This is a genomic window from Paenibacillus sp. FSL L8-0435, from assembly GCF_037965655.1.
Lineage (GTDB): Bacteria > Bacillota > Bacilli > Paenibacillales > Paenibacillaceae > Paenibacillus.
Window position 1 is genome coordinate 5,959,849 of sequence record NZ_CP150185.1, and the last position, 12,838, is coordinate 5,972,686.

The 12,838-nt window shown below is 46.2% G+C and carries 11 protein-coding genes; all 11 read right to left on the reverse strand.

Features of this window, described 5'->3' with window-relative positions:
- Positions 1 to 5: 5 nt before the first annotated feature.
- The 11 genes from kduD to NST33_RS26665 all read right to left on the reverse strand — a co-directional run bounded on the left by kduD (position 6) and on the right by NST33_RS26665 (position 12,699).
- Positions 6 to 758, reverse strand: coding sequence for a 2-dehydro-3-deoxy-D-gluconate 5-dehydrogenase KduD (gene kduD / locus NST33_RS26615; RefSeq protein WP_221820762.1), 753 nt, complete (start codon positions 756 to 758; stop codon positions 6 to 8).
- Positions 759 to 835: 77 nt separating this feature from the next.
- Positions 836 to 1,594, reverse strand: coding sequence for a DeoR/GlpR family DNA-binding transcription regulator (locus tag NST33_RS26620; protein ID WP_221820760.1), 759 nt, complete (start codon positions 1,592 to 1,594; stop codon positions 836 to 838).
- A gap of 86 nt (positions 1,595 to 1,680) precedes the next feature.
- Positions 1,681 to 2,520: a 5-dehydro-4-deoxy-D-glucuronate isomerase gene (gene kduI / locus NST33_RS26625; protein ID WP_036606918.1), complete on the reverse strand. Its 840-nt coding sequence runs from the start codon at positions 2,518 to 2,520 to the stop codon at positions 1,681 to 1,683.
- 353 nt (positions 2,521 to 2,873) lie between these two features.
- Entirely contained in the window at positions 2,874 to 3,857 is a 984-nt protein-coding gene (locus NST33_RS26630; protein ID WP_339305663.1) for a zinc-dependent alcohol dehydrogenase family protein, read from the reverse strand.
- A gap of 222 nt (positions 3,858 to 4,079) precedes the next feature.
- The gene (cyoD, locus tag NST33_RS26635; protein ID WP_036606914.1) at positions 4,080 to 4,409 is read right to left on the reverse strand and encodes a cytochrome o ubiquinol oxidase subunit IV; all 330 of its coding nucleotides are present in this window, start codon (positions 4,407 to 4,409) and stop codon (positions 4,080 to 4,082) included.
- Positions 4,410 to 5,030, reverse strand: coding sequence for a cytochrome o ubiquinol oxidase subunit III (gene cyoC, locus NST33_RS26640; protein ID WP_036606911.1), 621 nt, complete (start codon positions 5,028 to 5,030; stop codon positions 4,410 to 4,412).
- Complete coding sequence (locus tag NST33_RS26645; protein WP_076212762.1) at positions 5,031 to 7,001, reverse strand: cbb3-type cytochrome c oxidase subunit I; 1,971 nt, start codon at positions 6,999 to 7,001, stop codon at positions 5,031 to 5,033.
- A 21-nt stretch (positions 7,002 to 7,022) separates the two neighbouring features.
- Complete coding sequence (gene cyoA / locus NST33_RS26650; protein ID WP_221820756.1) at positions 7,023 to 7,997, reverse strand: ubiquinol oxidase subunit II; 975 nt, start codon at positions 7,995 to 7,997, stop codon at positions 7,023 to 7,025.
- Between the two features lie 318 nt (positions 7,998 to 8,315).
- Positions 8,316 to 8,579: a hypothetical protein gene (locus tag NST33_RS26655; RefSeq protein WP_036606904.1), complete on the reverse strand. Its 264-nt coding sequence runs from the start codon at positions 8,577 to 8,579 to the stop codon at positions 8,316 to 8,318.
- 360 nt (positions 8,580 to 8,939) lie between these two features.
- Positions 8,940 to 10,301 (reverse strand): GH1 family beta-glucosidase, encoded by a 1,362-nt coding sequence (locus NST33_RS26660; protein WP_221820754.1) that lies wholly within the window; start codon positions 10,299 to 10,301, stop codon positions 8,940 to 8,942.
- Positions 10,302 to 10,317: 16 nt separating this feature from the next.
- On the reverse strand, positions 10,318 to 12,699 hold the full coding sequence (locus tag NST33_RS26665) for a glycoside hydrolase family 95 protein (protein WP_221820753.1): 2,382 nt from the start codon (positions 12,697 to 12,699) through the stop codon (positions 10,318 to 10,320).
- Positions 12,700 to 12,838: the final 139 nt, after the last annotated feature.

The window sequence follows — 12,838 nt, forward strand, 5'->3', positions numbered from 1 at the left end:
AACGATTAACGTGCCATCCAACCGCCATCGACATTCAGCACATGACCATTCAGATAATCCGAAGCGGCAGATGCCAGAAAGACAACCGGGCCTTTCAGATCTTCAGGTGTTCCCCAGCGCCCCGCAGGAATACGGGCTGTAATATCCCGGTAACGATTCTCGTCCGCACGGATCTGGGTAGTATTATCGGTTTCCATATAACCAGGTGCGATACCGTTAATCTGGATTCCCTTTCCTGCCCATTCATTGGCAAGTGCTTTGGTTAAACCGGCAACGCCATGTTTACTGGCTGTATACCCTGGCACATTGATCCCACCTTGATAGGACAACATGGATGCAATATTAATGATTTTGCCACTTCCGCGTTCAATCATATGTCTGCCTGCCAATTGGCTTAGGAAAAATACAGTGTTCAGGTTCAGACCAATTACATCATGCCAGTCCTGCCCTGCATGATCAACCGCAGGTGTGCGACGAATGATTCCGGCATTGTTGACGAGAATGTCGATTCTGCCCTGGAACGCAAGCGCCTGTTCGAACACTGCAGACAACTCATCTTCACGACTTAAATCCGCTTCAATCACATAAGCTTTGCGTCCGAGTGCTTCAATGGCAATTGCCGTTGCCGCAGGCTTGGAATAAGAGACCAGCACCACATCAGCACCTGCTTCTGCCAAACCAATGGCCATCCCTTGTCCAAGTCCTCCCGAGGTACCTGTTACCAGTGCAACTTGTCCGCTTAAATCAAATGGGTTCATGAATGATTCCTCCGCATGGTTTTGATATGCAATCCGTAGAGCCGTCCGTTCTTTAATCCCATGAATAATGAATGAGGTTAACTTTGATAATCCACTGTGACACCGCTCAGCTCGTATAAGGCAACCGTCTCTTCATCCAAACGACTATCGCTGATAATGTAGTCCAGTTCCGAACACTGGGCGAAAGTTCGCAGTGCAAATTGTCCGAATTTATAATGATCCACAACGCCGTATACTTGCTGCGAGGCAGATATCATTGCTTTTTTCAAAGGAACCAGATCTCCCGTGTATATGGATAATCCGAATTCCGGATGAAGGGCTGTCGTGGATATAAAGGCTTTGTGAATGTTAAGACTGGATATAAACGAAGCCGTATCATCCCCAACCAACATATTCCGTACACGAGCCCCGCCAGGCACAACCAGTCGCACTTGCTCCTTCTTGGTCAGCTCCGCAATAATGAACAGGTCATTGGTCACCACCGTCAGCGGTTGATTATCGAGACGTTTGGCCATCTCCAGCGTGGTGCTACCACCATCGAGAGCAACGATATCTCCAGGTCGAATGTAAGCAAGGGCACGTTCAGCAATCTCCGTCTTCTCCGGATGATGTTTCTCGGTAACTCCACGGCTATTCAAGATGCCATACTGGTCATTCTGAGCCAGCATAGCACCACCATGGACACGTACGAGCAGTCCCATACTCTCCAACTTGTCGAGATCCTCTCGCACTGTTTTCCCAGTCACCTGCAACAACTCACTCAGATCACTGACGGTTACTTCCTGGCGTCCCAGCAGAGCCTCCATAATTTTTTCATGTCTTTTCAATGGATTCATCACAATCAACTTCCTATACTATCTGAGTCAAAATGAATGAGTCATAGTGTCTACCCTGTCAATTTAACTCAGAAAACTGTAATTTATTATTTCAGGTCTTTCATTGCTACGCCGTCCATATCTTCGAACGTCTGGTTCTCACCAGCCATCGCCCAACAGAAGGTGTAATTGCTTGTACCCACACCACTGTGAATGGACCAGCTTGGGGAAATGATCGCCTGGCGATCACGTACAACCAGATGACGTGTTTCGTTTGGCTCACCCATCATATGGAATACAACACCGTCTTCAGGCAAGTTCCAGTACAAGTATACTTCGGAACGGCGGTTATGGGTATGTGCAGGCATCGTGTTCCACATGTTACCCTTGTCGAGTTCGGTAATGCCCATCACCAACTGACAACTCTGAATTCCACCTTCTCCTTGGTGAATGTAACGATAGATCGTACGCTCATTGGAAGTTTCGATGCTGCCCAGATGATTCGGCTGAGCTTGTTCTTGTGTTGCTTTTACTGTTGGATAGGTGTGGTGAGCCGGTGTGGATACAAAATAGAATTGGGCAGGTTGAGCCTTGTCACTGCTCGTGAACACAACTTCCTTCACCCCTCTACCGATGTAGAGACATTCCTTCGCTCCAATCTCATAACCTTGTCCATCCGCTGTCACTGTTCCGTGACCACCGACATTAATGATACCGATTTCACGACGCTCCAGGAAAAAGTTCGTTCCGATATCTTTCAGGTTCACTTCAAGGGTAATGTCCTTACTCTCGGGTACAGCCGTTCCCACAATATAACGATCCACATGAGAATACACCGTTACCAATTCATCAGTTGCAAACAGTTGCTCCATCAAAAATTCCTCACGCAGGCGAGATGTATCATACGTTTTCACTTCATTGGGATGTGCAGCATAGCGATTTTCCATTATTCATCCATTCCCTTCGTCATTTAAATTGGTTGAGATTGATATTATTAATGTTCATATAAGTTCATTTTAGTTCATTATGTATCTTTTGTGTACCTTTATTTTCAAAAAAGAATTTTCTGCGATAAAACATTTATGATTCTAACTGTCTATGGATTACCAATCGTGGATCGGAGTATCTACTCCTCCCAAGAAAATGGTAGTGGAACCGGCGGTAACAGTCCAAGTACTGCAATAACGGCTGCCATAATCGCAGTAAACATCATATCTTTAATCTTCACAACAAGGCCCCCAATATGAATTAGTTGTTAATTACGCATTCTTTATGCTGAGTTTTTTCCAAGTCTTATGTACTACTGTAATAAGAGAACCTTCCCCTCGATACCCGATTCAGCCGCTGCAATAGCCTGTTGTACATTCGTTAGGTCATACGTCGCCCCAATGTTTGCCATGACAAGCCTCCCTGCTCTGACCAGCTCCATTACCTCATGAAATACCTGTTCCCAGCGTTCTTGCGAACAGCGTTCCACCCAATGTTTTAACCAGAAAAGTTTCACATGAACTTGTGTTCCCCGAGTTGCTTCATGCCATAACGGTGTGATCCCCGAAAGTAGCCCTACACTGATGACCGTCCCATTTGGTTTAAGGCAACTCACCAGCTGTTCCCCGTCTGTCCCTCCAATACAATCCACGGCTGCATCAGCACCGTATCCCTCTGTTAATTCCGCCATTCTAGCCTGTAGCAACTCTTTTGTTGTATTGATAACAGAAACTGCTCCAAGACGATACAGTTCAGCAGTGTGACGATCATCTCTCGTAAGCACAATCAATTTGAATCCATTGATTTTTGAGATCTGTGCAAAGATTCGTCCGAGCGCAGATCCCCCTGCATTCACAATCAGGGTATCACCATACGTAAGCTTAAGCACCTCTGTACAGATCAACCAAGCCGTAACCGGATTAATATAGAGCTGGCTGGCTGAGTGATCATCGATATCATTTGGCACAATAATTGTATGTCGCTCCAAAGTCTTCACGACATCCTGCCAAGTATTCTCGCCTTTTAGTGGCAAGACACGACGCCCCAACATTTGATTGGATACTCCCAATCCTACTGCTTCTACTATCCCCACACCCTCAAACCCGGGAACAGCTGGTAATTGGGTACGATGCGGGTAAGCTCCTCGAACAGGAATAATATCGGAGGGATTAATAGGCCGAGCATACATCCTCACTGCTAATTCACCGGGGCCAGGGGGTATCACATCTTTTTCTTCCATACATAACACTTCACTTGGTTCGCCAAAACGATAATAACGGATTACCCTTGCTTTCATTGGTACATCTCCTAAAATAATTTTGCTAAAATTGCTCTAACTAAAATATTGAATATATTGACAGAGTGAATAACAATAGTATCACTGGAAAATTATTTCATCAACGACTTATTAAGATATAATACAACTTTTTCCATTAAAATATGCGATAACTTCAGCTTAGAAAAAAAAGAGCCCCACAACCTTGAATACCAAGGTCGTGAAGCTCTTTCATCATATCAATTAATGTGCAACAGCATTGTTAAGCATAATCCAGATCGAACCAATTACGATGGTCATCATAATCAGTAATCCGAAAATAAGGGCCATGACATTCCAGCGTGGTTTCTCTGTTTCACGGATATGCATGAAGAAGAAGAGTTGAACCACAAACTGAAGTGCTGCCGTGCCCAGAACAACAATGAGTGTTCCTGTTCTTTCCATCATATCATTGAGAACCACCACAAGTGGAATGATTGTCAGAACGACGGACAGGATGAAGCCGATGACATAAGACTTCAATGAACCATGTTGCTCATGACCGTGGGAATCATGTGAGTTGTGCTCTGACATCTACATCACCCCCATGAGATAGACGATCGACAGGAGGAAAATCCATACGACGTCCAAGAAGTGCCAGTACAAGCTGATTACGTTGATTTTACCGCGAGTAACATCGGTAATACCACGTTTTTTCAGTTGTAACATAAGTCCAATCATCCAGATCAGACCGAGCGATACGTGAAGTCCGTGAGTTCCCACAAGGGTGAAGAATGCGCCCGAAGCAGCACTCGTTGTAAAGCTGAACCCTTCGTGAATCAACTCAATAAACTCATATACTTCCAGTGCGATAAAGCTTGCACCCAGAACGGCTGTAACCGCCAGCCAACTGATTAATTGTTTTACTTTGCCTTGATTCATCGCCAGTACGGCTAGTCCGCTCGTGAATGAACTTGTGAGCAAGATAAACGTTTCGGCAATAACACCAGGCATTTTGATCAATTCAGACAAAATCGGTCCGCCCGCCGTATTGTCACGCAACACAATGAAGGTTGCGAACAATACGGAGAACAGGATAACGTCGGAAATCAGGAAGAACCAGAATCCGAGAATTTTCATTTCCTGTGGATCATGATGTCCATGGTCGTGACCATGTGCATGATTCTCACCGTGCTTAGCGGCTGCTTGAGCCATCTATACCGACCCCCTTAACGACGCTTCGGTACGCTTAATTTCGTCGACCGGAATATAATAATCCGTATCGTATGAGAATGAACGGGCGATCATACAGATCCCTACGCCAGCGAGTCCGAGAATTGCCATCCACAGCCATCCGAAGACAAAGCCGAAACCGGCGATGAACCAGAAGACAGACATGATGAACGGAATTCCAGAGTTCTTCGGCATATGAATCGGCTCAAGCGGTTGCTCTGGCGGATAGATGCCTTTGGCACGACGTTCCTTCTCTTCCCACCACTCATCAATATCATCTCCGCGCGGTGTAACGGCGAAGTTGTATTCAGGAGCTGGTGAAGGAATTGACCACTCCAGCGTACGGCCATCCCATGGATCGGCAGGAGCTTTGAGTGATTTGTATTTGCGAATACCGTCTGCGATTTGCGCAACTTGGAACAGGAATCCGACACCCATCAGGAATGCCCCGATTGTGGATACGAAGTTCAATTCCCACCAGCCAGTATCCCAGCCGTAAGTGCTCAGACGACGTGTCATACCCATCAAGCCGACAGCGTACTGCGGCATGAAGCAGACATAGAAACCAATATTCCAAGTCCAGAATGCCCATTTGCCCAGTTTCTCTTCGAGTTGGAAACCGAACATTTTAGGCCACCAGTAGTACAGACCTGCGAAGTATCCGAAGACAACACCACCGATCAATACTTGGTGGAAGTGGGCAATCAGGAAGTAACTGTTGTGGAACTGGAAGTCAGCAGGAGCAACGGATAACAGAACGCCTGTCATACCCCCGACAATAAAGCACGGGATAAAGGCAAGTGTCCACATCATCGGAGTCGCCATGCGTATCCTTCCTCGATACATGGTAAACAGCCAGTTGAATATCTTAACCCCTGTTGGAATAGCAATCAACATCGTAGTTACGGCGAAGAATGCATTTACGTCTGCTCCGGAACCCATCGTGAAGAAGTGATGCGCCCATGTGAAGAAGGACAGGAAGCTGATGATCAACATTGCGAATACCATCGACTTGTAACCAAACAGTTTTTTCCGAGAGAAGGTACTTACAATCTCGGAGAATACACCGAATGCCGGCAAGACCACAATGTATACCTCAGGGTGACCCCACATCCAGATCAAGTTGATATACATCATTGGGTTACCACCCAAATCAAGTGTGAAGAAATGCGCCCCGGCAAACCTGTCGAGGAATAACAATGCAAGTGTCACGGTCAAGATTGGGAAAGCGAACAAGATGATAATACAAGTGGAGAATACCGACCATGTGAACATCGGCATTTTCATCCATCTCATGCCTGGCGCACGCATTTTAATGATGGTAACCAGGAAGTTGATACCGGTAGCCAGGGAACCGATACCTGATATCTGTATACCCCATATATAGAAGTTCTGTCCTACCCCTGGACTGTGCGACAGCTCCGATAGAGGCGGATAACTCAGCCATCCTGCATCCGGTGAACCACCGATAACGAAGGACAGGTTAAACAGCATTGCGCCCAAGAAGAACAGCCAGAAGCTGAGTGCATTCAGGAATGGGAACGCAACGTCTCTTGCTCCGATCTGTAGTGGTACAATAACGTTAAATAGACCAAACATAAATGGCATCGCCATGAACAGGATCATGATCGTGCCGTGAGTTGTGAAGACCTGATTATAGTGTTCAGGATTTAGAAATTCATTGTTAGGCATAGCCAGCTGAAGGCGCATCATTAGCGCATCCACACCACCACGGAACAACATGATAATGGAAGCGATGATATACATGATACCGATCTTTTTATGATCGACAGTCGTTAACCAGTTACGCCAGAGCCAGCCCCATTTTTTGAAATAAGTTAGCACCGCTACAATAGTAATCATGGTAATTCCGATAGCTACCATCGCACCATAAATGAGCGGATCACCGGTTACGAAAAACTCCGATGCAAACTCTTTAAGTCCCTCTAACATTGGGGGCCTCCTTTCGAATCTTTAGTTAGCACTCTTGTCCTCGTCTTGATTGGACGTATCAGTTGCATTTTGAATGGCTCCAGAAGCTTCGTTTGAAGTTCCATGTTTGCTATGAGCACTTTGACCATCTACAACATACTTGGTTACGATATTTTGGAACAATCCTTCTGGGAAGGCAGAATAATAAGCAACATTGCTTGTTCCTGGTTCAGCCAGTGCACTGTAACCTTCTGTGGTCAATGGCTGAGAATTCTGTTTCACATCAGCTACCCAATTGTCAAAATCTTCGTCCGATGTAGCATTCACATCAAAACGCATTTCTCCAAAATGCTCGCCTGTGAAGTTAGCACCGGAACCCCAGTACTTACCTTCATGATCTGCCTGCAGGTACAAGGTCATTGCCATACCCGACATTGTATAAATTTGTCCTCCAAGTTGCGGAATCCAGAACGAGTTCATTGGTGAATCCGCAGTGAGTTCAAATTTCACGGGCCGATCTGCCGGAATATTCAACGTGTTAACCGTTGCAATCCCTTGCTCAGGATACATAAACAGCCATTTCCAATCCAGTGAAGACACTTGGATGGTAATTGGTGCTTTCTCGTGAGCCAACGGCTTCGAAGGCTCCAGATCATACGTGTAACGAATCGTAACAATGGCTAGTATTCCAATAATAATAATTGGAACGGTCCACCAGATTGCCTCCGCCTTCGTACTATGAGACCAGTTAGGTTCATAAGCAGCTTTGTTATCCGGCTTGTCGCGGTAACGCCATACGATGACGGCAGACAAAATGAGTACTGGCACAATAATGACAGCACACAAAATTGTCGAGATGACAATCAAATCTCTCTGCGAAGCGCCAATTGGTCCCTTCGGATCCAGAACAACGTACTGCCCGCCTGCCAGCATTGGCCAGACAATCAATGCAATTGTAACCAACGTCAGGACAACCGGAATGATAATCCGGGTTAGCGACCTAGGTTTCTTGTTCATTTTGATCCCCTCTCCTTAAATTCGCTCATACTGAAAAATCAGTATACTACTCTCTTCCTACTAAAGATATCAGAAATGAACAACTTTTTTGTTCTTGTTAACAAATTTGTCGATTTTACACCTTAAATGTGTGAATTTTTTCTCACAAATCGCTTGCATGGTTGATATTTGCTTATTGTAATCTTTACACATCAAGTCACAAAATAAAACCCTTTGCAGTCCCGTTGAACAATGTCAACGAATCCGCAAAGGGCTTTATTGACTGGATTCCGGGAACTTATCCAGTCTTATTATGAACGAATTAACGCAGGATTATAATCAATCGGCGCCTTCGTCTTCCCGGCGTGTATGAACAAGGCCAATCGCTTTGGCAATAACGTAAATAAACACACTACCTACAAGGAATCCAATACCGACCATCAAGCCAAGATTACGATCATTAAATTCATTCAGATTGATCAGACACATGATCACTCCCGTAATGAGTGCGACCCATGCCAGAACTGTCATCGTCAAGACGGCGCGCCGCATATTTTTGTCTTTGCGCTCCAATTGGCTAACCATTGCTGTCTTCGATGCCATAGTAAACACTTCCTTTTCCCTTTTTGTAAGTGCTTTCCTTATACCAATATACCACATCAGTATGATTTTTAGTCAACAAATGTTCAAATTTTCTTCGCAATTTGGACACTTTATTTTGATTTCAACCGTTGACAAAACATTTTTCAATTCATTCATACTTCTTATAACCCAAAAAACGTCTCTTCATAACAGGAACTGCACTTGACCTTATGAAACCTTTATGAACTACTCATTTTCAACGGTAAAAATACAAAAAAAGACGGCACAATGGAATACTCCAAAGTTGCCGTCTTTTTTATCTTTAATAAGGGAACCGTATATAATGAGGACCTGCTCTTCCCTTGTAACCTGCCACCCAAACTATTGGGGATTATGTTCGTTCCGTGTCTCCAACCAATTATTCTTGATGACGTTCTGATACCAGTAATAACTCTCCTTCGGTGTTCTCACGAGTGAACGATAGTCCATATGAACAAGACCAAAACGCATGCGGTAGCCTTCTGCCCACTCGAAATTATCCATCAGTGACCATGCCATGTACCCTTTCAGGTTAATGCCGTCATTAATGATGCGGTGAATTTGAGCCAAATGCTGTTCATAATAGGCAATCCGGCGATCATCATTAATTTTGCCATTCTCCAGATCATCATTGATGCAAGCACCATTCTCTGTGATATATACATCCACATTGCCGTACTTTTGCAAGTAATGCATAAATTCATACAAACCACGTGATTCCACAGGCCAGCCAATATCGGTTTTGGTGAGGCCCATATCAACTTCTTCCGATTGCAGAGCACCCGCCTCCGGATTGAAGCGATTGATCCCCATCGTGTAATAGTTAATGCCGAGCAGATCGATCGGTTGTGAGATGATCTCCATATCACCTTCCTGAATTGGCACAGTAGCCCCCGCTTCTGCAAACCAATCCACCATAAACTGCGGATATGAACCTTTGTAGATTGGATCTAGGAACCAATCGGTATTGAGCGCAATCGATCGGTCACAGGCAGCTTGGTCCTCAGGAGATTTGCTGTACGGCTCAGCCCAGCATACGTTCGGAGCAATTCCAATCTGACCCGTTGTTCCCAAGCGACGGAAGGATTGAACGGCTTTACCATGAGCAACCAGCAATCCATGAGCCACATTAATTGACGTTTGCAGGTCTTTGTTTCCTGGCGCATGAATCCCGAGAAGGTTCGACAGGAACGCGATACACCATGGTTCATTGAATGTCAGCCAAAAGTTGATCTTGCCCGAGAATTCTTTGAAAATCACTTCGGCATATTTCACAAAAGCGTCTACCGTTCTTCGGTTGCCCCAACCCCCGTCATCCTCCAGCGTTTGTGGAAGATCCCAGTGATACAGCGTGAGGAACGGTTCGATGCCAGCCTCTAACAATGCATCCACGAAGCGATGGTAGAAGTCCAGTCCTTCCCGATTGATCTCCCCATCTCCGTCAGGAATAATGCGCGGCCACGCAATGGAGAACCGGTACGTATTAATCCCGAGTTTCTTCATCAGTTCGATGTCTTCCTCGTAACGATGGTAACTGTCACATGCGACATCCCCATTGTCTCCGTTATATACCTTGCCAGGTGTGCGCGCAAACGTATCCCAGATGGATACCCCGCGTCCACCTTCCTGTGCCGCTCCTTCTATTTGATAGGAAGCTGTTGCTGTCCCCCAGCGGAAATCTTGCGGAAATTTAAAAATGGTCATGGTTGGCTCCTCCGTCTCATGATGACACGCGGATCGTCTGTCCTACGGTCATCGTTAAAATAATTACATAATCGCCCTGAGGCGTAAGCTCTGCCTTGGCTTGTTCATGTCCTTCCACGCGTAGCGGATAAGCACTGCGAAGGGTAAGCGACTCACTTCGATCTGCCTTAATAACCGCTGAAGCAAGCTTGTTGTCCGTCCACGTTATGGCTACCGTATAACCACCTCTTGCACGAAGCCCTTCAACTCGACCTTGAGTCCAGAGTTCGGGTAGTGCCGGCAGTAAATGTAACTCGTTCAAGTGGCTCTGCAATAACATCTCCGCGATTCCGGCCGTACCTCCAAAATTACCATCGATCTGGAATGGTGGATGGTCATCAAACAGATTTGGATGTGTGGACCGGGCCAGCAACGTGCGCACAAACTGATGTGCCTGGCTGCTATCCAGCAGTCGTGCATACAGATTGATCAACCATGCACAGCTCCATCCTGTATGCCCGCCACCTTGTGAGATACGACGTTCAAGCGATACCCGTGCTGCTTCTACCAATTCCGGTGTGTGTACTCGATTGATCTGCTCTCCCGGATACAGTCCATACAGATGGGAGACGTGACGATGCCCTGGCTCGGATTCGGCAAAATCCTTAAACCACTCCAGCAATTGTCCTTCGCTTCCAATTCGGAATGGATAGAGTTTGTCCAGAGCCTCCCCCCACTCGCCCGCCAATGACTCATCTAGATTCAATTGCTTCGCGGCCTCAATACAGCGGGTGAACAGTTCACGAATTAACGTCATATCCATCGTTGAAGCCATGGATATACTGCGTGCCTCCCCATTATCTGTGAGAAACTTGTTCTCTGGTGAAGTGGATGGAATCGTGACCAGATAACCGTCAGGTCCTTCCACCAACCAGTCGAGACAGAACAAGGCAGCCTCTTTCATGATGGGATACGCACGTTTCTCAAGAAAACGCTGATCCCCGGTAAATTGGTAATGCTCCCATAGATGCGAGGTCAGCCAAACGCCGCCCATTGGCCAGAATGCCCAGCTCGCGTCTCCGCCTGTAGGTGTGGTGGTTCTCCAGATATCCACGTTATGATGCGCAGTCCATCCACGGGCTCCGTAGAGAATCCGTGCTGTTCTGCGCCCTGTATCACTGAGATCTGTCAGCATATCGAACAGCGGCTCATGACATTCACTGAGATTGCAGACTTCTGCCGGCCAGTAATTCATTTCCGTGTTGATGTTGATTGTGTAGTCACTATGCCATGGCGGCTCTACCTGATGGTTCCAGATTCCCTGCAGATTGGCAGGCTGGCTGCCTGGACGCGAACTAGCCATTAACAGATATCTTCCATATTGAAAATAAAGTGCCTCCAGTCCAGGATCTTGTTGCCCTGCCTGATAAGCCTGCAGCCGCTCATCTGTAGGTAATTCGGCGTTAGCCGATACCCCTAAATCAATAGAGACTCTGTTAAACAGCGCACTATGATCCTGAATATGTCGGTCACGAAGGCCTTCCACGCCATGTGTGATCGCTTTGGAGATCAACTCCTTGCATTCCTCTTCCAATACAGGATGATCCTTCAGAGGTAACACATCGTAACTCTCAAAGGAGGTAGCCGCTGCCAGATAGAAAACAACCTGGTCAGCACCCTGAATATGTAACTTGCCTTCCAGATTGGAGACCTTCACCTGATCGCCAGATGCCGTGAATGCTACACGGACAGCATAAGCCGTTCCCCGATCCTCTTCATAGAGGACGGATTCCGGGTGATCTCTGAAGTAATTGGACTCCACGTGACTTGGGCACCGACTGAACATGGTTAGTGCATCTCCCGAAGTCTCAACGCGATAAGGATGGGGACTGTCTAGCGTAACACTTACACTCACAGCGCCCTTCTGATCAGCAGTTAATGTGCAGACCATCAGATCATCCGAAGCACTGGAATACACTTCACGTACGTAACGAATTCCTTCCCATGAGTACGTCGTGGTTGCAATACCCGATTCCAGATCAAGTTCCCGTTCAAATGCATCATATGAAAGATCATCCAGACCTTCATGGTGCAATAGAAAGTGACCCATTGGCTGATAGGCCTCTACATCACGACCGAGCATTTCACGGTTTAACAAATCCTCAGCTTCACCATATTGTCCGGACAGGATCAACTCACGTGTCTGTTTCAAATACCGCTGGCTGCTGTATTGAATCGTATCCCGTGGAAATCCTGACCATAATGTATCTTCATTGAGCTGAATTCGTTCATCTGCTGCGCCACCGTACACCATGCCTCCAAGACGGCCGTTCCCGATGGGGAGCGCTTCTTCCCAGCGTTTTGCCGGTTGTTGATACCATAGACGATTGATTTTAGTTTGGTTATTGTGTTGGGACATGATTAGCTCCTGTTCCTGAATCAGCTGTATATTCCTTATGTCATAAAACGTTTTCGGTAAGTGCTTACAATAATAAAATTATATGTGATTTCAAAATTTGCGTCAATGCAAATCATCACATCATTACACAAAAAAAAGG